Here is an 18931-nt window from a genome sequence, read left to right as displayed (position 1 = left end):
GACGGGGCAGCTGTCGTTCCTGAGGCTGCACGGGTGCGAGGGGTTCCAGGGGTATCTGTTTGGAAGGCCCGGGCCGGCGGAGACTATCGATGCATTGCTGGACCCCGCAGGCTGACAGTAACGGATCCACTGGGCAGGGAGCCCGCGTGGCGAGGGCGTAGGCATGTGGTTTGACAAGCTTCTGGACCGCAAAGCGCCAGGCCTGCGTGGCTTGCTGCTGGTCGTAGTCCTCGCGCTGGTGGGCGCAGTGCTGGTGGTGCAAGGGGCGCAACACTGGCGTGCCGGCGAGCGGTCTGCCGAACGCTCCCGCTTGTTGCAGCAAACGGCAGACACCTTGCAAGCACAGACCACCGGTGGCTCCATGCTGGGGGCCGTGTCTTTGATGGGGCTGAGCGAGCCGCTGCTCAAGGACATGGCGCTGGGCCGCTTGCCTCCCGATCACCCCGAAGCACTGTCCCGCCTGGCCGTGGCGCGGGGGCGCTTTCTGGTGCAGGGCGTGTATGTCATGTCGGCAGACGGCACTGTGGTGGCCCATGAGACGCCGGGCGAAAGGTCTACGGGCTTGAACTTGGCGTTTCGCCCCTATTTCCAGCAGGCCATCCAGGGCGCGACCAGCGTGTATGCGGCCATTGGCAGCAACACCCAGGAGCGCGGGTTGTACTACGCGGCGCCGCTGTACGAGAGCGACACGCCTTCGAGCAACATCATCGGCGTGGTGATGTTCAAGGTGGGCTTTGAGCCGGTGGACCTGCTGCTCAAGCGCGCGGGCCTGCCCATGGTGTTGCTGTCGCCGCAGGGTGTGGCATTTGCTGCCACCCGGCCCGAATGGCAGTTTGCGGTGGCACCGCCGCTCACGCAGGCGCGCATCGACGCCATCCGGGCCACGCGCCAGTTCGGCCGCCACTTTGACAACGGCGTGGCGTCTGCGCTGCCGTTTGCGGCCGATGCGGGTGAGGTGCAGATCAATGGTGTACCCCATGCGGTCGAGCGCCGGGCCATCGATTGGCACGACCCGACCGGTGAGTGGCAACTGGTGGCGCTGGACGACATCAGCGCCTTGATGACGTCGTCACAGCGCGCCCGCATCGGGGCTGTGGCCTTTGTGCTGTTTTGCCTGCTGGGCCTGTTGTTGCTGGATCTGCTGCGCAGCCGCGCGCGCGTGGCCAGCGCGCTGGAGCGCTTCCGGGTGCTGGGGACGGCGCTGGAGAGCAGCCCCGTGTCGGTGGTGATCACCGACGGCGACGGTCGCATCGACTGGGTCAACCCCCAGTACGAGCGCAATACCGGCTATTCGCTCGACGAGGTGCGGGGGAAGAAGCCTTCGCTGGTGGCCAGCGGGCAGACGCCCGCGCAGACCTACCAGCTCATGTGGTCGGCACTGCTGTCGGGCAAATCCTGGCAAGGCCAGTTCGTCAACCGGCGCAAGGACGGGAGCATCTACCACGACGAGGCCACGCTGTCCCCCGTGTTTGACGGGCGTGGCAAGCGCATCGGTATTGTGGGTTTGCACGAGGACGTGTCCGAGCGCATCCAGGCGCAAAAGGAGCTGGAACGCCGTGAGCGCTTGCTCAACGAACTGCTGGAGCAGCAGACCGCCATCTTCGACAACGCACCGCCCATCGTGCTGGTGTGCGACGGACAGTTCCGCCAGTTCAACCCGGCGTTTGTGGACCTCATGGGCGGCACGGCCTCCCAGCTGCTGGGGCTCGGTGTGTCGGTGCTGTTCGGTGGTGCGGGCCATGCGGACCTGTTCACCGCCCGCGTCACGCCCGCATTGGCGTCGGGCCAGGCGCTGCGCGAGACCGCGACGCTGTACCGGCTGGATGGCACCCGGTTCGAGGCACGCCTGGCGGGCCGCAGCCTGAAGATGGACGACTTTGGCACCGCCTCGATCTGGGTGATTGAAGACGTCAGCGAACAGCGGCGCGCAGAACAGGTCATTCAGCAGGCCCAGGAGCGTCTGGAGCTGGCGCAGGAGGCGGGCAAGATCGGGGTGTTCGACCTGAACCTGGTCACCGGCGAAATCGTCTGGTCCGACAAGCTGGCGCAGATGATGGGCCTGCCACCCGGCACCCAACCCGACGGACGAGACTTCTGGCTCAACTGCCTGCATCCCGAGGACCGCGACCAGGCGGGCGCCTATTTCGACAGCTGCCTGGCCGGCACCGAGGATTACCTGCGCGACTCCTGGCGCATCGTGCGCCCGGACGGAGAGGTGCGCTGGTTCCTGGAGGCTGCACGCATTTTTCGCAATGCCCAGGGCCAGCCCGTGCGGGTGGTGGGGGTCAACGTGGATATCCACGATCAGAAGCTCCTGGAGGAACAGGTGGCAGGGCAGCTGGATTTCCAGCAGGCGCTGATCGATGCCATCCCGGTGCCCCTGTTCTACAAGGGGGCAGACGGGCGGTATATCGGAGTGAACCGTGCCTACGAGCAGGCCTTCGGGGTAACGCGCGAGGCGCTCATCGGCAAGACGGTGATGGACCTGGACTACCTGCCGCAAGAGACCCGCACCCGCTTCGAGCAGGACGCGGTACAGGCCATGGAAGGCGAGCGCAAGGTGCACCGTGAGGTTGACTTGCCGTATGCCGACGGTGCGCTGCACCACACGCTGTTCTGGCTGCATGGCTTTGCGCGCCCGGATGGCACCGCGGGCGGCACCATCGGCACCTTTGTGGACATCACCGACCGCCAGCGCGCTGAACAGGAACTGCGGCGCGCCAAGGATCTGGCCGAGGAATCCACCGCGCTCAAGTCCAACTTCCTGGCCAACATGAGCCACGAGATCCGCACGCCGATGAACGCGATCATCGGCATGTCGCATCTGGCGCTCAAGTCGGGCCTGAGCCCGCGCCAGCACGACTATGTGAGCAAGATCCAGCAGGCGGGCCAGCATCTGCTGGGCGTCATCAACGACATCCTGGACTTCTCCAAGATCGAGGCGGGCAAGCTGGTGGTGGAGCGCCAGCCGTTCCTGCTCGACCGCATGCTGGAAAGCGTGTCGGACGTGGTGGGCTACAAGGCCGGAGCGAAGGGGCTGGAGCTGGTCTGCGATGTGGCCAGCGACGTGCCCCCCAACTTGGTGGGCGACGCGCTGCGCCTGGGCCAGATCCTCATCAACTACGCCAACAACGCCATCAAGTTCACGGAGTCGGGCGAGATCAGCATTGCCGTGCGTTTACTGGAGGAGATGGGAAACCAGGTGCGCCTGCGTTTCGAGGTGCGTGACACCGGCATCGGGCTCACCGACGAGCAGATGGCGCGCCTGTTCCAGAGCTTTCAGCAGGCGGACACCTCCACCACGCGCCGCTACGGCGGCACCGGCCTGGGGCTGGCGATCTGCAAGAGCCTGGCCGAGCTGATGGGTGGCGAGGTGGGCGTGGAAAGCCGCTTTGGCAAGGGCTCCACCTTCTGGGTGTCGGTGCCGCTGGAGCGTGGCGCGCCGGCGCGGGTGCTGCTGCCACCGCCCGACCTGCGGGGCACCCGGGTGCTGGTGGTGGACGACAACCACACGGCGGCCACGGTGCTGTCCGACATGCTGCAAGCCATGGGTTTTGTGGTGGAACAGGCACATTCGGGCCTGGAGGCGCTGGACCGGCTGCGCGAGTCCATGGCCCATCAGCAGCCGTTTGGGCTGTTGCTGCTGGACTGGCACATGCCGGGCATGGATGGCGTGGAGCTGGCCGGCCACATCCGCAGCCTGGGCATGCCCAAGGTGCCGCAGATGCTGATGGTGACGGCCTACGGGCGCGAGGACGTGATGCGGGCCGCACGTGCGCAGGGCATTGAAACCGTGCTCATCAAGCCCGTCAATGCCTCGCTGCTGTTCGACACCCTGATGCAGCCGCTGGAGGCATCGGGCTCGGAGCGACGCCGTGCGGTCACCCCCGCTCCTGCGGCCGACGAGCTGCCCCTGGACATCCGGGGCGCCAGCGTGCTGCTCGTCGAGGACAACGAGCTCAACCAGATGGTAGCGATGGAGCTGCTGCTGGACGCGGGCTTCGCCGTGGACGTGGCAGAAAACGGGCAAATCGCCATCGACCACATTGAGCGCAAGCACTACGACGCCGTGCTCATGGACATGCAGATGCCCGTCATGGACGGCGAGACGGCCACGCGCCTGCTGCGCGGTAACCCGCGTTATGCGCAGTTGCCCATCATCGCGATGACGGCCAATGCCATGGAGGCGGACCGCCAGCGCTGCTTTGCGGCCGGCATGAACGACCATGTGGCCAAGCCCATCGAGCCTGCAGCCCTGTGGGCTGCGCTGGCCCGGTGGATTCGCCCCCGCGAGGGGCTGGGTGCTGCAGTACCACCCGCGCGCAGCAATGCGGCGCCAGTGGCGGCATCGGTGGCGGCGGGGGCCGCCAGTGCCACGGCCGCTGGCTGGCTACCGGTGGATGTTCCTGATCTGCCGGGCCTGGACACCAACCTGGGCCTGCAGCGTGCGTTGGGCAAGACGGGTCTGTATGCCGAGATGCTGCGCCGCTTTGTGCAAGGGCAGGCCCCGGTGCTGCCAGAGCTGCAGCGCGCCCTCGCGGTGCATGACGTGGCGCTGGCCGAGCGCCTGGCCCACACGCTGCGGTCGGTGGCCGCCAACATTGGCGCGCAGGCCGTGTCGGACCGCGCGCAGGCGCTGGAGCACGCGCTGCGCTTTCGCCATGGCAACGAGGCCATCGTGCCGTTGCTGGCGGAGCTGCGCGCTGCGCTACAGCCGCTGCTGCAGGGGCTACAGGACTGGGTGCTGCAAGCGGTGCAGGGGCAAGCGGCACCGGAGCACGGTGTGTCGCCATCTGCAGGCGTATCTGGGCCGGGCATGACGCCAGCCGAGGCCGAACACCATTTGCGCCACTTGCTGGAGCAGGACGACCCTGCAGCCACCGAGTTTTTCCAACACAATGGCGTGTTGCTCAAGGCGGCCCTGGGGAGCGCTTTCCAGGCTGTTGAAAAGCACACCCTGAACTTTGATTTCGAGCAGGCACTGGAGGCCATGGCTGCGGTGCCTGGCTCCGAATCCACCGCCCTCGAATCCCCCTGAACGGCACTTACGCAGGACATTTGCATGGACAACGCGCCTTTTGCCTCCAGCCCGGCGACCTTGGTAGATAAGCCGATTGCCACCGTGCTCGTGGTGGACGACACGCCCGAAAACCTCACCCTCATGGGCAGCCTGCTGCGCGAGCATTACCTGGTCAAGGTGGCGAACCATGGCGAGAAGGCGCTCAAGATTGCCCAGTCGGCCACGCCGCCCGACCTGATCCTGCTGGACATCATGATGCCCGAGGTGGATGGCTACGAGGTCTGCCGCCGCCTCAAGGAGGCACCCGCCACACGCGACATCCCGGTGATCTTCCTCACAGCACGTTCCGACACCGACGACGAGCGCATGGGTCTGGCGCTGGGCGCGGTGGACTACATCACCAAACCCATCAGCCCGCCCATTCTGCTGGCCCGCGTCAACACGCATCTGGCGCTCAAGGCCACGGCTGATTTCCTGCGCGACAAAAGCGCCTATCTGGAGCGTGAGGTCGCCATGCGCACGCTGGAGGTGCAGGCCATCCAGGACGTGACCATCATGGCCATGACCTCGCTGGCCGAGACGCGTGACAACGAAACCGGCAACCACATCCGCCGCACCCAGCTGTATGTGAAGACGCTGGCCGAGCGCCTGCGCCACCACCCGCGTTTTGAGCATCTGCTCAATGACCGCATGATTGAGCTGCTCTACAAGTCGGCGCCGTTGCACGACATTGGCAAGATCGGCATCCCCGACAGCATCCTGCTCAAGCCCGGCAAGCTCACGGTGGAAGAATTTGAGGTGATGAAGACCCACACCACGCTGGGCCGCGACGCGATCGAAGAGGCCGAGCGGCGCCTGGGCATGCGCGTGGCGTTTTTGAGCGTGTCCAAGGAGATCGCCTACAGCCACCAGGAAAAGTGGGACGGCTCCGGCTACCCGCAGGGCTTGGCGGGGGATGCCATCCCGGTGTCGGCCCGCCTGATGGCCGTGGCCGACGTGTACGACGCGCTCATCAGCAAGCGTGTGTACAAGCCGGCGTTTTCGCACGACCAGGCCTGCAGCACCATCGTGCGGGGCAAGGGCACCCACTTCGACCCTGACATGGTGGATGCGTTTGTGGACATTGCGGAAGACTTCCGCAGCATTGCGCAGAAATATCCAGACCCCGCCTAGCGCCTCGCCCCGAAGGGCGAGGGCACGCAAAATCAGAACGGCGCGTCTTCGCCCTTGGCGGAGTCGGCCTGCGGGGCGGCTGGTTCCGCTGCATCCGCGCCTTCGTTAGTGTCTTGGGTCTCGGTGGCTGGCGCATCGGCCGCAGCCGCCTGGCGCACAGCCGCCTTGTCGCCAGCGCTCGCAAACTTGCTGTACTTGCCCAGGATGGGCACCAGCTGGCCGTACACGCGGGGGTTGCCCGCCAGGCACTCGCGCTGCTCCAGGAAGTCGGCTTCGCCCGTGAAATTGCCCACCAGGCCACCGGCCTCGGTCACCAGCAGCGAACCCGCTGCCACGTCCCAGATCGACAGGCCGGTTTCAAAGAAGCCGTCAGTGAAGCCGGCAGCCACGTAGGCCAGGTCCAGTGCAGCGGCGCCGGGGCGGCGCAGGCCGGCGGTGCGCTGCATCACGTCGGCCATCATGTTCAGGTAGCTCTTGAAGTTGTCGCCCGGGCGGAAGGGGAAGCCGGTGGAGATCAGGCAGTCCTTGAGCTGGGTGCGCTTGCTCACTCGGATGCGGCGCTCGTTCAGGAAGGCGCCACGGCCCTTGGTGGCGGTGAACAGGTCGTTGCGGGTAGGGTCGTACACCACAGCTTGCTCGATCTTGCCCTTCACGGCCAGCGCAATGCTGATGCAGTACACGGGGAAGCCGTGGATGAAATTGGTCGTGCCGTCCAGCGGGTCGATGATCCAGACGAACTCCGAATCCCTCGCGCCGTATTCCTTGCCCGACTCTTCCGCCAGGATGCCGTGGCCGGGGTAGGCCGTCAGCAGCGTCTCGATGATGATCTTTTCGGAGGCGTGGTCCACCTCGGTCACAAAGTCATTGATCTGCTTTTGCGAGATCCGCACCGATTCCACGTCCAGGGCCGCGCGGTTGATGATGGCGCCGGCGGCGCGTGCAGCCTTGATGGCCACGTTGAGCATGGGGTGCAGAGTAGACGACATAAATTGTGGTGGTTGGCAGCGCACGGCCAGGGTGGCGCGAGCGTCTGCGTACAGGATGAGCGGGGAGGTCCGACCCGTCCCGGCGATGCGGGCGGCGACAATAGAGGGCGGGATTTTACCCGCAGAGCCCTTTTTTGCCTAACCGGCCGCTTTCTCCCTCTCGCCCCGCCCGTCCATGAAGACCCGTTTTGTCCTGATCAACACCAGCCACGCCGGCAATGTGGGCGCCGCCGCCCGTGCCATGAAAACCATGGGATTTGACGACCTGGTGCTGGTCGCTCCCCGCTGGGCTAACGTGCTCAGGCGCGAGGAAACCATCCAGCGCGCCAGCGGCGCCCTCGATGTGCTGAACAACGCACGCATCGTCGCCACGCTGGACGAGGCGCTCGACGGTATCAGCCACCTGTGCGCCACGGCCATGACGCCACGCGATTTTGGCCCCCCCACAGCAGCGCCGCGTGCGCACTTTGAAGCGCTATTAAAAAGTGAGCTGCTCAGGCATGAAGCACTAGCGCAAGAGGCCCAAAACCCTTCAAATCCATCCGGCGACACCCCTGCAGACCCGGGCGCGGCCCCGCAAGCCGGCGTGGCCTTTCTCTTCGGCTCCGAGCGGTTTGGCATGACCAACGAAGACGTATACCGCTGCCATGTAGCGCTGTCGATTCCCACCAACCCCGGCTTTGGCTCGCTCAACCTGGGTGCTGCCATCCAGGTGATCGCCTACGAATGGCGCCAGGCATTGGGCGGTTTTGCGGTGCAGGACGCCACCCCGCCGCGCGCGCTGGCCGACGCGGCGCAGGTGGCGGGCATGCTGGGCCACTGGGAGCAGGCGCTCACCTCCATCGGCTTTCTGGACCCGGCCGCGCCCAAGAAGCTAATGCCCCGCCTTAACCAGCTTTTCAACCGCGCGCAGCTCAGCCCTGAGGAAATCCACATCTTGAGAGGTGTCGCCAAAGCCATGATCGAGACGGCGCAGGCGAAACGATAGACTGTGCAGCCTAGGAACGTGTTGATGGTCTTTTCAGGGACGCGCAAATGCGTTTCCGGGATGGGGTGCTAGACGCGGTGCGCGGTTGATAGCTCGGCTATCAACAAGTGCCGCAACGCCGCAGACCACCCGGAAATGCACTTGCCCGCAGGGTTGGGGTGAAATCGGGCGATTGAACGCACCGACTGCTTGCATGGGCACGGGCCCATGCGGCGCACCCGGAGCATCCACTCATCCCGATTGCACCTCAACGCGACCCTGAAAAGACCATCAACACGTTCTCAACAAATAACCATAACAACCAATGCTCGCCCGCCTGCGCTCCGATATCCAGTGCATCCTCGACCGCGATCCTGCCGCGCGCAGCACGTGGGAGGTGATCACCTGTTATCCGGGCCTGCACGCGATTTGGCTGCACCGCCCCGCCCACTGGTGCTGGCACCACGGCCTCAAATGGTTGGGGCGTTTCATCTCGCACTTTGCGCGCTGGTTCACCGGCATCGAGATCCACCCCGGCGCCAAGATTGGCGAGCGCGTGTTCTTCGATCACGCCATGGGCGTGGTGGTGGGTGAGACCGCCGAAATTGGCGACGGCTGCACCATCTACCAGGGCGTGACGCTGGGCGGCACCTCGCTGTACAAGGGCACCAAGCGCCACCCCACGCTGGGCAAGGACGTGGTGGTGAGCGCGGGCGCCAAGGTGCTGGGCGGCTTTGAGGTGGGTGATGGTGCCAAGATCGGCTCCAACGCCGTGGTCATCAAGCCGGTGCCTGCAGGTGCCACGGCGGTGGGCATCCCGGCGCGCATCATCCCGTCGAAAGAGGGGCAGAGTGCCGACGTGACCGAATCCCAGCCGGCGCGCAAGTTCACCGCTTACGGCATCACGCAGGAAGACGACCCGCTCTCGCAGGCTATGCGCGGCTTGATCGACAACGCCTCATCGCAAGAGCATCAGATTGCGCTTTTGTGGCAGGCCATCGAAAAACTCTCGGCCGCCAACCAGCAGGCCAAGGACTGCGTGCCTTGCGACGCGGCGATCAAGGAACAGTTCGAGGCGGGTAAGCTCAACGAGCTGGTGGGCAAGTAGCCAACAGAGACCCGGGCTGGTACTGCAGCACAGGTACTATCAAAAAATAGCTGGTGGCGCTTGATCATCAAGCGTCACCAGCTATTTCTGTTTCCAATGAGTGACGTCAGGCGGTGCGAGGAGGGCGAATCGCCGTCTTGGGCCGGAACGCCTTGCACACCTCATCGCGCGTTTCCAGGTAAGGCCCGCCGATCAGGTCGATGCAGTAGGGTACTGCGGCAAAGATACCAGGCACTATCTGCTTGCCGTCGGCATCCTTCAGCCCCTCCAGCGTCTCGGCAATCGCCTTGGGCTGGCCGGGCAGATTGATGATGAGGCTGTTTCCCCGGATCACTGCCACTTGGCGCGAGAGGATGGCCGTGGGAACGAACTTCAGGCTGATCTGGCGCATCTGCTCGCCAAAGCCGGGCATCTCCTTGTGCGCCACAGCCAGCGTGGCCTCGGGCGTTACATCGCGCAGTGCGGGGCCGGTGCCACCCGTGGTCAGCACCAACGCGCAACCGGCGTCCACCAACTCGATCAGCGTGGCGCTGATGCCAGCCTGTTCATCGGGGATCAGACGCGGCTCGAAGGTGATGGGGTTGTGCAGCGCACGCGTGAGCCAGTCCTGCAGTGCGGGCAGGCCCTTGTCTTCATAGACGCCGGTGCTAGCGCGGTCGCTGATGGAGACGATGCCGATCTTGACGGCGTCGTGGACGGCTTCACTCATCGTCGTTGTCCTCGTCGGTGTCGCCGGCATCTGCCGTGCCGGTGCCGCCCAGGTGCTCGCGCACCAGCTGGAACAGCTCGCGGTACGCACGGCCCTTGCGGGGCGCCAGGCCTTGCGAGACCTGGACATTGGCCTCTTTGCCTGCGGGCTGTGCGTCCTTGCGGGCTTGGCGGATCAGCGCGCGCAGCTGCTGGGTGTCGGTGGTGGGGTGCTCGGCCATCCAGGCGGCCAGCGTGTCGTCATCGGCGATCAGGCGGTCGCGCCATTGTTCAGCGAGGTGCAGCTGCAGCTTTTCGGTGGCAGAGCCCTTGTGCTGCTCTTCCAGGGCCTGTCGGGCGGCCTGCACCAGCTCGGGTTCGAGCTTGCGCATGAGCTTGCCCACGTACTGCATCTGGCGGCGCTTGCCTTCAAAGTTGGTGATGCGCTTGGCCTCGGCCAGAGCCTCCACCAGCTTGTCGGGCAGGCCCACGGCGTCGAACAGGTCGGCGCGCAGGGTCAGCAACTCCTTGCCCAGGTCCTGCAGTTCATCGCTCTCGCGCTTGAGATCGGTGCGGCTGGCATCGGGCGTGCCTTTGAGTTCGGCCTTGAGCTGGATGTCCAGTTCGCTGCCTTCGGCAACGAACTGGCCTCGCACAAAGTAGCCTTTTTTGGGTTTGCGTGACATGGGTGGTGGGGGCAAAAAACGAGTGGCGCAGAGCGCGCCACAGTGGCAAGTATCATAGCTGCCGCTATGAACAAACCCTCGAATCGCGCCCCGCGCACCCCTGGCGCGCTGGCCGCCGCGCCCGCAGCCGCCTCCTCTCGCACCCCTGACAGCGGCTTCAGCTACAGCCGCCCGTTTTTTGAAGAGCTGGTGGACCGCGCCTTGGCGCATGCCAAAAAGCTGGGCGCCACCGACGCAGGCGCCGAGGCGTCCGAAGGCTGCGGCCTGTCGGTCAGTGTGCGCAAGGGCGAGCTGGAGAATGTGGAGCGCAACCGCGACAAGTCGCTGGGCGTGACGGTCTACATCGGCCACCGCCGGGGCAATGCCAGCACGTCAGACTTTTCTACCAAGGCGATCGAGCAGACCGTGCAAGCGGCCTACGACATCGCCCGCTTCACCGCCGAAGACCCCGTAGCCGGACTGCCCGATGCCGACGACATCGCGCCCGCCGACACGCACCGCGACCTGCAACTCTTCCACCCCTGGGCCATCACCAGCGAAGAGGCTGCAGAGATGGCCAAGGCCTGCGAAGCCGCCGCATTCAAGACGCACCGCCGCATCACCAACAGCGAAGGCGCGGGCGTGTCGGCCCAGCAAAGCCATTTCTTCAGCGCCCACACGCGCGGTTTTCGCGGCGGCTATGCCAGTTCGCGCCACAGCTTCTCGGTGGCACCCATCGCCTCGCTGCCCGGCAAGAACGGCGAGATGCAGCGCGATGCCTGGTACAGCTCCATGCGCAATGCGGCCGACCTGGCATCGCCCGAGGCCGTGGGCCGCTACGCAGCGCAGCGCGCATTGAGTCGCCTGGGCAGCCGCAAGATCCCCACCACCCAATGCCCTGTGCTGTTTGAATCGACGCTGGCCGCAGGCCTGCTCGGCGGTTTTGTGCAGGCCGTCAGCGGCGGCTCGCTGTACCGCAAGAGCAGCTTCTTGCTCGACTCGCTGGGCAAGATGGTCTTCCCCAAGCACATCGACATTCTCGAAGACCCGTTCATCCTGGGCGGCAAGGGCAGCTCGCCGTTTGACGAAGAGGGCGTGCGCGTGGCGCCGCGCAAGGTGGTGCAGGGTGGCCGTGTGCAGGGCTATTTCCTCAGCAGCTACTCGGCCCGCAAGCTGGGCATGAAGACCACGGGCAACGCCGGTGGCTCGCACAACCTGGTGATGACCTCGCGCCTCACCCAGGCCAGCGACAACCTGGACGCCATGCTGCAAAAGCTGGGCACCGGCCTGTTTGTTGTGGAGCTGATGGGCCAGGGCGTGAACTATGTGACGGGCGACTACTCGCGCGGCGCGAGCGGCTTCTGGGTGGAGAACGGAAAGATCGCCTTCCCCGTGCACGAGATCACCATCGCGGGCAACCTCAAGGACATGCTCAAGGGCATCGAGGCTGTGGGCGCGGATGCCTACAACTACGGCGCCAAGACGGTGGGCTCGATTCTGGTCAACCGCATGAAGGTGGCGGGCAGCTGATCTTTATGGCTGCCGCAGGCGGATGCTGCAAGTTGCTGATGTGAGGCGAGTTTCGGCAGCTTTCCTGCCCCCCCAGGCCCTCGTGACCGCGAGGGCCTTTTTTCATGGAGGTCTGCGTCAGCTGGCACTGCGGGGCTTGGCCGCCCAGGTGTCTTTCTTGCCGCGCATGCCCACGGGCAGAGCGAGGCCCACGCGGTGCCGGGACATCGCGTCCCGGGGCGCAAGATGGGCCAGCATCAGCGCCGCTGCATCGGCATAGGGCACGATCATCTGCGGCACCTTCGACGCAAACAGCAGCAGCAACAGCGGGCTGGGGAGCTTGCCTGCAAAGGACGGCACAGCGACCGGCAGCTGGTCCGCAGCAATGCGCAGCCGGTCGATGCCGAGCGCGGCTTGGTCCACCATCGGCCCGGGGCACAGCAGCCGCCAGTCAATGGGGGACGTGTTCAGGCGCTCAAAGTTCTTCCGGTGCGGCCAATAGGTGTCGCGCACCTTGGGCAGTTCAACCCCCCGGCGGCCTGTCTGGCCGATGTCGAGCACGGCGGCGCCCGCCATGAACCAGCAGATCGGCCGCTCGGAAGGCGCCAGGGATTCCACACTGGAAACAACGCGGTCCACAAGATCGACAAATGCGCGGCCTTCGGTGACCAGCCCCGCGCAGTTGATCAGTGCCTCGTGGCCCCGAACCAAGTCGGCCAAAGCGCCGGTGGCTACCGTGCCCAGGTCCACAGGGTGCACCGTGATGCGTGACCGCAGGTCTGGGGGCAGCTTGGCGGGGTTGCGCACGATGACCGATACCTGGTGGCCGGCCGCCACAGCCTGCTGCAGCAAGTGGCGGCCGAGGGAGCCCGTGGCTCCCAGGATGAGAAGACGCTTCATGGTGGATGGTTCGCGAAGAGATGAATGATGGGGGCTGCCGACGGCCGGGCGGCCATCGACAGGCGATGCCGCGATGATTCCATGCCCTTGTCTCGGCAGCACCCGCAGCGGGTGAGGCCCATCGCGAAGACGGTGACTTTGTTCACGGTGCTTGTGTTCACCTGTGGTGCCTCGCAAGTCTTGCCTACCTCTGTACCGGCGGTGCAGGAGTGCCGCCAGACAGGCGATATGCTGCACCCACCATGCCCTCCGTGCCCCCGAAGCCCCCAGTCAAAGGCGAAGCCGCCCACCCGATTGCGCCCCAAGACCCGGCGCTTTTGCGCCGCCTGTTGCGCGCCAAGGACCACATGGACGCTGCGTCGCACGAGGCCTGGCCAGTCCAGCGGCTGGCGGAGGTGAGCGGCGTCTCGGAGGCGCATTTCGCCCGGTCCTTTCGGCAGGCCTTTGGCATCCCGCCCCACCGCTACCTGCCGACACGCCGCATCGAGCAAGCCACCACGCTGCTGCGGGACACGGACCTGCCCATCACCGAGATCGCGTTTGCCACCGGCTGGGAGAGCCTGGGCACTTTTGGGCGCACCTTCCGTGACATCACGGGGCACAGTCCTAGTGTGGTGCGCCAGCAGGCCCAGGCCACTGTGGAGCCACTGGACAAGGTGCCCGCCTGCGTTTTGAAGGCTGCACAACGTCCCGACCTCACCACCGCAGTTTCGGAGAAGCGCCGCCGCCAGGCCGCAGGTACAAAGCCGACATCAGCAACAAACCAGGAGATCTGATGACGGCGAACCAAGGCATTGGTGTGGTGGGCGTGTATGTGGACGACCAGGACGAAGCGCTCGCGTTTTACGTGGGCAAGCTCGGGTTTCGCGTGCACACGGACGTGCGCAACGGGCCCTACCGCTGGCTGACGGTGCAGCACCCTGACCAGCCGGGCTTCCAGCTCGGCCTGTTCAGGCCCGGCCCACCGATCCATGATGAAGCCACAGCGCAAACTTTGCGCGCGATGGTGGCCAAAGGTGCCATGCCTGCGCTGGTGCTCCATGTGGCGGACTGCCGCGCGGACTATGCCCGACTGCGGGACTTGGGTGTGGAGTTCACACAGGAGCCCGTGGACCGGTACGGCAACGTGGACGCAGGCTTTCGGGACCCAGCGGGCAACGGCTGGAAGATGATCCAGCTGGCGGCTGGAGGTGCGCAATGAGCGCCGGTGCGGGAATTCGGCGGTTTCATCGCTGGGTGTCGATGGCATTCACGCCAGGGCGTGCCACCCTCCAATTCCCCCGCGCGCTGGCCGCGCAATGCGGATGGATGCGCGAAGGGGGGCGCAGCCAATAGCTGGCTATTGGCAAGCCAGCTGACAAAGCAGACGCCGCATTGCGCAGCCAGCCCGAAGGGAAAGCCATCCAGGCCGCGCATTGCGTCGTTGTCCTTCGCTTGTGTAGCGGGGCTACACGGCACTCAGGGCGCCTAGCACTGCACGGCCTGGATGGCTTTCGCGTGGGGGAATTGGAGGGTGACACGCCCTGGCCGTCATCGCCAATTTTGTGGTCCGTGCTCAGGGGGTAGGCAACCCGCCGGACTGGGTGATCTATGCGCCCCTGCCGCCCCTGGCGCTGCTGTTGTTGACGGGGTTGTACCTGTTCGTGCAGCCCTACCTGCAGCGGCTTGCTGCCGGGTCTTCTGCCCGGCCTGCCCAGGGCTTGCCGCCCGCGTGACGGCGCGCGGTGTGCTCCGCCATCACTCTGCGAGGCCCGCAAATTCCGCCAGCAACTCCAGCACGCCCTCCACCGCCGGGGAGGGCGGCGGCTGGTGGCGGTGCGCCACGGCCATGGGGCGCATCAGCGGCGGCTGCAGGGGGCGGATCTGCACACCGGGCGTGCCCTGCAGGTCTTCCACCTCTTCCATCGGCAGCAAGGCGGCACACTGGCTGGCCACGGCCAGGCTTTTGAGGGCGCCGGGGTAGCTCAGCGCCAGAAATGGGCGCGGGTGATGCCCCGCTTGGCCAAACCAGTTGGCGATCAGCCCGTGCATCTGCGTGGCGGGCGCAAAGGATGCCCAGCGGCGGCTGGCCAGCCAGTCGGGGCCGATGTGTTCGGGTGCCTCCCACGCGGCGGGCAGCAGGGCCACCATGGGGTCGTTGCGCCAGGGTGTTTGCTTGACTTCGGCCAGCGGGGGCTGGGGGCTGGCGACGATGGCAATGTCCAGCGTACCCGCCTTCAGGCGCTGCATCGACTCGGCCGATCCCACGGCCTCCAGGCGGATTTCCACACCGGGGCTGCGCGCTGCCAGTGCCTCCAGCATGCGCGGCAGCAGCCGGGTGCTGACGCCCGCCGACACGCCCACCCGCACCATGCCTTCGCGGCCGGATGCGTGGCGCCGCACGCGCTCCACCAGGTCGTCGCTGGCCAGCAGCAGCTGGCGGCCTTCGCGCACCAACACCTCGCCGGCGGGGGTGAGGTCAGCCTGCCGCCGCCCGCGCACCACCAGCTCGGCGCCCAGGCGCGATTCCAGTTCCTTGATGTGCATGCTCACGGTGGGCGGCGCCAGGTGCAGCGCCTGCGCGGCGGCGGCAAAAGTACCCAGGTCGGCGATGGCGATCAGGGTCTGCAGCTGGTCGAGGTTGAGGTTACGCATCAGGATTCGTGAAGTGAATCATCATTGAATTCAACTTTACAGATGGTAAGCCCGGCGAGAGCATTGCGGGGCCATGAAACACCCGCATTCCTCCACCACCGCCGTCAGAGCCATTTCCAATCCCCACTTGGTGGGCCGCCAGCGATCCGCGCGATCGGTTGCCGTGGTCGTTGTTCTGCGTGCCCTGCGTGCAGCCATGGCGGGTGCGCGCAACGCCAGAGACCGTTTGGCGGCTGCTGCGGCGCGTGCCGAGCAGCGCGTCACCGAGCAGTTCAAGGTACCTCCAGGGGGAGGGTGAGAGCCATTTTTGAATGAAATGAGCGTATAGCGCAGGTATTTCATGCGCTGGTAGCTATCAATTCAGGAGTGATTGGCCGCCAGGCGTCATTCGGTCTGTGCACTCACTCTCGCCGCGATGGCCTCACCCACCTGCGTCGTGCTCGCCGTGCCGCCCAGATCGGGCGTGCGTGGCCCGCTCTTGATCGTCTCTTCAATGGCGCTCACGATCGCATCGTGCGCCTGCCGACCTGCGCCCTGGCCGTGGGTGAGGAAGTCCAGCATCAGCGCGCCCGACCAGATCATCGCAATCGGATTGGCGATGTTTTTGCCGTAAATGTCCGGCGCTGAGCCGTGCACGGGCTCGAACAGGCTGGGGAAGTGGCGCTCGGGGTTGAGGTTGGCCGAGGGGGCGAGGCCAATGGTGCCGGTGGTGGCGGGGCCCAGGTCAGAGAGGATGTCGCCAAACAGGTTGGTGGCAGCCACCACGTCAAAGCGGCCGGGCTGAAGCACAAAGCGGGCCGTGAGGATGTCGATGTGCTGTTTGTCCAACGTGACCTCGGGGTAGCCCTGGGCGACATCGTCGGCACGCTGGTCCCACCAGGGCATGCTGATGGCGATGCCGTTGCTTTTGGTGGCCAGGGTGACGTGTTTTCTGGCGCGGCTCTGGGCCAAGTCGAACGCGAATTTGAGCAGGCGGTTGGCGCCGTGGCGGGAGTAGACAGATTCCTGAATGCAGATTTCGCGGTCGGTGCCTTCGTACATGAGGCCGCCCAGGGACGTGTACTCGCCCTCGGTGTTCTCGCGCACCACGTAGTAGTCAATGTCGCCGGGTTGGCGGCCCGCGAGCGGGCAGGGCACACCCTCGAACAGGCGCACCGGGCGCAGGTTGATGTACTGGTCGAACTCGCGGCGGAACTTGAGCAGCGAACCCCAGAGGGACACATGGTCGGGCACGGTGGCAGGCCAGCCGACGGCGCCGAAGAAGATGGCGTCCATGCCTGACAGTTGCGCCTTCCAGTCGTCCGGCATCATTTTTCCGTGGGCCGCGTAGTAGTCGCAGCTGGCCCAGTCGATGGTGGTGGTTTCGAGCGCGATACCAAAGCGTTTGGCAGCGGCCAACACCACGCGCAGGCCTTCGGGCATCACCTCCTTGCCGATGCCGTCTCCGGCAATGAGGGCGATACGGTAGGTTTTGGCGGGGGCGGAAGAGGTCATCAAGCGGTCCTTGCAATGGCGTCGGGGATGCGGCTGCAGGGCGCAGCCAGCGGCATGGCGTGCATTGTTCCCAGCGCTGCCGATAACTACAATCTGCCAACTGTGGCTTCATCCTTCACACTTCGTGCATAAAAATCCTGCGGCAGAAGATCTGCGTGTGTTCACGGCCGTGGTGCGCAAGGCGAGCTTTGGCGGCGCTGCCACCGAGCTGGGCACCTCGCCCGCCTACGTCAGCAAGCGTATTCGCCTGCTGGAGCAGGACCTGCAGGTCAAGCTGCTGCATCGCACCACCCGCCGCGTGGCGGTGACGGAAGAGGGTGAGCGCGTCTTCCACTGGGCGCAGCGCATCCTGGACGACATGGAGCAACTGATGCAGGAGGTGGTGGTGACACGCAGCGAGCCGCGCGGGCTGCTGCGGGTGAGCAGCAGCTTTGGCTTTGGCCGCCAGATCGTGGCGCCCGCGCTGTCACGGCTGGTGGAACAGCACCCGGGGCTGCAGGTGCGGCTGGAGGTGTTCGACCGGCTGGTGGATGTGGCGGGCGAAGGGTTTGACCTGGACGTGCGCGTGGGCGACGAGATTGCGCCGCACCTCATCGCCCGCCGCCTGGCCGACAACCACCGCGTGTTGTGCGCGGCGCCCGCCTACCTGCAGCGCAAGGGCAGCCCGCGCACGGTGGCCGACCTGGCTGCGCACGACTGCCTGGTGATCAAGGAGCGCGACCACCCCTTTGGCGTGTGGCGCCTGCGCAGCGGCGCGCAGGAAGAATCGGTCAAGGTGCGCGGCCCGCTGTCAGCCAACAACGGCGAGATGGCCGTGCAGTGGGCGGTGGATGGGCGCGGTGTGGTACTGCGCTCGCTGTGGGATGTGGGCGCGCACCTGCAGGCGGGGCGCCTGGTGCAGGTGCTGCCGCAGTGGCAGCAGGATGCGAATGTGTGGGCCGTCTACCCCACGCGGCTGGAGCGCTCGGCCAAGGTGCGGGTGTGCGTGGAGTTTCTGCAGGCGTATTTCCGCGCCGGGTGGGCGGTGCGGGGCGCAGAGGCCGGAGCGGGTGCAAACGCCCCAGGTTGAAGCAAAAATAGCTGCAAGCGCCCGTGCTACAAGCGCTAGCAGCTATCAAAAAGATACCGGTCGTGCCATCGGCTCGACCGCAGGGGCGATCAGCCCGCCAGCGCGGCCTTCACCGCAGCCGACACCTGGCCCATATCGGCCTTGCCCGCCAGGCGGGTCTTGACCACGCCCATCACCTTGCCCATGTCGCCGGGGCCCGAGGCACCCACTTCGGCCACGATGGCCTTCACGGCGGCCAGCGTTTCCTCGGCCGACATGCGCTCAGGCAGGTAGGCCTGCAGCACGGCCATCTCGGCCTTTTCCTTGTCGGCCAGATCCTGGCGGCCCGCGCCTTCAAAGGCGGTGATCGAGTCCTTGCGCTGCTTGATCAGCTTGTCCACGATGGCCACCACGGCCGCGTCGTCCAGGGTGATGCGCTCGTCCACTTCCTTCTGCTTCATCGCGGCCTGCAGCAGGCGGATGGTGCCCAGGCGCTCGCTATCCTTGGCGCGCATGGCAGTTTTCATGTCTTCGGTGATCTGGTCCTTGAGGCTCATGGCGGCTTCCTTTTTTTGGTTTCAGACAGGGACGGAGGGTTTGCACAAAGCCCCTCTGGCTAGGCGTCAACGCCGCAGACAGTAGTGCTGCTACGGCAAGGCGTTGCAACGACGCCAGAGGGGCTTTGTGCAGACCCGAAAAAACAAAAAACCCGCGCTTGGCGTCCCTAGCGCGGGTTTGTC

At 65.8% G+C, this 18931-nt stretch carries 18 protein-coding genes; 10 read left to right on the top strand and 8 right to left on the bottom strand.

The window, feature by feature from the left end; genetic code table 11:
* Nucleotides 1-163 precede the first annotated feature (163 nt).
* Nucleotides 164-5038: a PAS domain S-box protein gene (locus ACODSU_RS24145; RefSeq protein ID WP_488845427.1), complete on the top strand. Its 4875-nt coding sequence runs from the start codon at nt 164-166 to the stop codon at nt 5036-5038.
* A 24-nt stretch (nt 5039-5062) separates the two neighbouring features.
* Nucleotides 5063-6193, top strand: a complete 1131-nt coding sequence (locus ACODSU_RS24140; RefSeq protein WP_110959927.1) for a response regulator — start codon at nt 5063-5065, stop codon at nt 6191-6193.
* A 32-nt stretch (nt 6194-6225) separates the two neighbouring features.
* Here ACODSU_RS24140 and ACODSU_RS24135 read toward each other — a convergent pair whose 3' ends face one another.
* Nucleotides 6226-7179 (bottom strand): inositol monophosphatase family protein, encoded by a 954-nt coding sequence (locus tag ACODSU_RS24135; RefSeq protein ID WP_488845424.1) that lies wholly within the window; start codon nt 7177-7179, stop codon nt 6226-6228.
* Between the two features lie 175 nt (nt 7180-7354).
* On the opposite strand from ACODSU_RS24135, the gene ACODSU_RS24130 reads away from it, so the two are divergent.
* Together ACODSU_RS24130 and cysE are read left to right on the top strand one after the other, a co-directional pair.
* Nucleotides 7355-8167 carry an RNA methyltransferase gene (locus ACODSU_RS24130; RefSeq protein WP_488845423.1) on the top strand — a complete coding sequence of 271 codons (813 nt, stop codon included), beginning with the start codon at nt 7355-7357 and terminating at the stop codon, nt 8165-8167.
* Nucleotides 8168-8471: 304 nt separating this feature from the next.
* The gene (gene cysE / locus ACODSU_RS24125; protein WP_015015184.1) at nt 8472-9254 is read left to right on the top strand and encodes a serine O-acetyltransferase; all 783 of its coding nucleotides are present in this window, start codon (nt 8472-8474) and stop codon (nt 9252-9254) included.
* Nucleotides 9255-9360: 106 nt separating this feature from the next.
* Here the strand turns inward: cysE and mog are convergent, their stop codons facing one another.
* Nucleotides 9361-9963, bottom strand: coding sequence for a molybdopterin adenylyltransferase (mog, locus tag ACODSU_RS24120; protein ID WP_488845421.1), 603 nt, complete (start codon nt 9961-9963; stop codon nt 9361-9363).
* On the bottom strand, nt 9956-10627 hold the full coding sequence (gene yjgA / locus ACODSU_RS24115) for a ribosome biogenesis factor YjgA (RefSeq protein ID WP_015015181.1): 672 nt from the start codon (nt 10625-10627) through the stop codon (nt 9956-9958). Before yjgA ends, mog begins: the two co-directional genes overlap by 8 nt.
* A 66-nt stretch (nt 10628-10693) precedes the next feature.
* Here yjgA and pmbA point away from each other — a divergent pair, with 66 nt between their 5' ends.
* Nucleotides 10694-12136 carry a metalloprotease PmbA gene (gene pmbA / locus ACODSU_RS24110; protein ID WP_110959922.1) on the top strand — a complete coding sequence of 481 codons (1443 nt, stop codon included), beginning with the start codon at nt 10694-10696 and terminating at the stop codon, nt 12134-12136.
* A gap of 117 nt (nt 12137-12253) precedes the next feature.
* Here the strand turns inward: pmbA and ACODSU_RS24105 are convergent, their stop codons facing one another.
* Nucleotides 12254-13015 (bottom strand): NAD(P)-dependent oxidoreductase, encoded by a 762-nt coding sequence (locus tag ACODSU_RS24105; RefSeq protein WP_488845418.1) that lies wholly within the window; start codon nt 13013-13015, stop codon nt 12254-12256.
* Nucleotides 13012-13161, bottom strand: coding sequence for a hypothetical protein (locus ACODSU_RS24100; RefSeq protein WP_488845416.1), 150 nt, complete (start codon nt 13159-13161; stop codon nt 13012-13014). The genes ACODSU_RS24105 and ACODSU_RS24100 overlap by 4 nt, the downstream gene beginning before the upstream one ends.
* Nucleotides 13162-13257: 96 nt before the next feature.
* Here ACODSU_RS24100 and ACODSU_RS24095 point away from each other — a divergent pair, with 96 nt between their 5' ends.
* The 3 genes from ACODSU_RS24095 (at nt 13258) to ACODSU_RS24085 (ending at nt 14730) form a co-directional block, all read left to right on the top strand.
* Entirely contained in the window at nt 13258-13791 is a 534-nt protein-coding gene (locus tag ACODSU_RS24095) for a helix-turn-helix domain-containing protein (RefSeq protein WP_488845414.1), read from the top strand.
* Complete coding sequence (locus ACODSU_RS24090; RefSeq protein WP_288851546.1) at nt 13791-14216, top strand: VOC family protein; 426 nt, start codon at nt 13791-13793, stop codon at nt 14214-14216. The genes ACODSU_RS24095 and ACODSU_RS24090 overlap by 1 nt, the downstream gene beginning before the upstream one ends.
* Nucleotides 14217-14559: 343 nt before the next feature.
* Entirely contained in the window at nt 14560-14730 is a 171-nt protein-coding gene (locus tag ACODSU_RS24085) for a hypothetical protein (RefSeq protein WP_488845412.1), read from the top strand.
* A 22-nt stretch (nt 14731-14752) separates the two neighbouring features.
* Here ACODSU_RS24085 and ACODSU_RS24080 read toward each other — a convergent pair whose 3' ends face one another.
* The gene (locus ACODSU_RS24080) at nt 14753-15649 is read right to left on the bottom strand and encodes a LysR family transcriptional regulator (protein WP_488845410.1); all 897 of its coding nucleotides are present in this window, start codon (nt 15647-15649) and stop codon (nt 14753-14755) included.
* Nucleotides 15650-15722: 73 nt separating this feature from the next.
* On the opposite strand from ACODSU_RS24080, the gene ACODSU_RS24075 reads away from it, so the two are divergent.
* Nucleotides 15723-15947, top strand: coding sequence for a hypothetical protein (locus tag ACODSU_RS24075; RefSeq protein WP_488845408.1), 225 nt, complete (start codon nt 15723-15725; stop codon nt 15945-15947).
* Between the two features lie 86 nt (nt 15948-16033).
* On the opposite strand, the gene ACODSU_RS24070 is transcribed toward ACODSU_RS24075, so the two are convergent.
* Entirely contained in the window at nt 16034-17143 is a 1110-nt protein-coding gene (locus ACODSU_RS24070) for a tartrate dehydrogenase (RefSeq protein ID WP_488845406.1), read from the bottom strand.
* Between the two features lie 124 nt (nt 17144-17267).
* Here ACODSU_RS24070 and ACODSU_RS24065 point away from each other — a divergent pair, with 124 nt between their 5' ends.
* On the top strand, nt 17268-18212 hold the full coding sequence (locus tag ACODSU_RS24065; protein ID WP_488845404.1) for a LysR substrate-binding domain-containing protein: 945 nt from the start codon (nt 17268-17270) through the stop codon (nt 18210-18212).
* 89 nt (nt 18213-18301) lie between these two features.
* On the opposite strand, the gene ACODSU_RS24060 is transcribed toward ACODSU_RS24065, so the two are convergent.
* The gene (locus ACODSU_RS24060; RefSeq protein WP_015015172.1) at nt 18302-18748 is read right to left on the bottom strand and encodes a GatB/YqeY domain-containing protein; all 447 of its coding nucleotides are present in this window, start codon (nt 18746-18748) and stop codon (nt 18302-18304) included.
* Nucleotides 18749-18931: the final 183 nt, after the last annotated feature.

The organism is Acidovorax sp. FG48 (genome assembly GCF_057809085.1).
The sequence above is the reverse complement of the archived record's forward strand: the minus strand, read 5'-3'. Positions and strand labels throughout refer to the sequence as shown.

What these genes read in the sequence shown, in the direction of transcription:
- ACODSU_RS24145 (WP_488845427.1), top strand. Translation starts at nt 164, where the DNA reads ATGTGGTTTGACAAGCTTCTGGACCGCAAAGCGCCAGGCCTGCGTGGC.
- ACODSU_RS24140 (WP_110959927.1), top strand. Translation starts at nt 5,063, where the DNA reads ATGGACAACGCGCCTTTTGCCTCCAGCCCGGCGACCTTGGTAGATAAG.
- ACODSU_RS24135 (WP_488845424.1), bottom strand. Translation starts at nt 7,179, where the DNA reads ATGTCGTCTACTCTGCACCCCATGCTCAACGTGGCCATCAAGGCTGCA.
- ACODSU_RS24130 (WP_488845423.1), top strand. Translation starts at nt 7,355, where the DNA reads ATGAAGACCCGTTTTGTCCTGATCAACACCAGCCACGCCGGCAATGTG.
- cysE (WP_015015184.1), top strand. Translation starts at nt 8,472, where the DNA reads ATGCTCGCCCGCCTGCGCTCCGATATCCAGTGCATCCTCGACCGCGAT.
- mog (WP_488845421.1), bottom strand. Translation starts at nt 9,963, where the DNA reads ATGAGTGAAGCCGTCCACGACGCCGTCAAGATCGGCATCGTCTCCATC.
- yjgA (WP_015015181.1), bottom strand. Translation starts at nt 10,627, where the DNA reads ATGTCACGCAAACCCAAAAAAGGCTACTTTGTGCGAGGCCAGTTCGTT.
- pmbA (WP_110959922.1), top strand. Translation starts at nt 10,694, where the DNA reads ATGAACAAACCCTCGAATCGCGCCCCGCGCACCCCTGGCGCGCTGGCC.
- ACODSU_RS24105 (WP_488845418.1), bottom strand. Translation starts at nt 13,015, where the DNA reads ATGAAGCGTCTTCTCATCCTGGGAGCCACGGGCTCCCTCGGCCGCCAC.
- ACODSU_RS24095 (WP_488845414.1), top strand. Translation starts at nt 13,258, where the DNA reads ATGCCCTCCGTGCCCCCGAAGCCCCCAGTCAAAGGCGAAGCCGCCCAC.
- ACODSU_RS24090 (WP_288851546.1), top strand. Translation starts at nt 13,791, where the DNA reads ATGACGGCGAACCAAGGCATTGGTGTGGTGGGCGTGTATGTGGACGAC.
- ACODSU_RS24080 (WP_488845410.1), bottom strand. Translation starts at nt 15,649, where the DNA reads ATGCGTAACCTCAACCTCGACCAGCTGCAGACCCTGATCGCCATCGCC.
- ACODSU_RS24075 (WP_488845408.1), top strand. Translation starts at nt 15,723, where the DNA reads ATGAAACACCCGCATTCCTCCACCACCGCCGTCAGAGCCATTTCCAAT.
- ACODSU_RS24070 (WP_488845406.1), bottom strand. Translation starts at nt 17,143, where the DNA reads ATGACCTCTTCCGCCCCCGCCAAAACCTACCGTATCGCCCTCATTGCC.
- ACODSU_RS24060 (WP_015015172.1), bottom strand. Translation starts at nt 18,748, where the DNA reads ATGAGCCTCAAGGACCAGATCACCGAAGACATGAAAACTGCCATGCGC.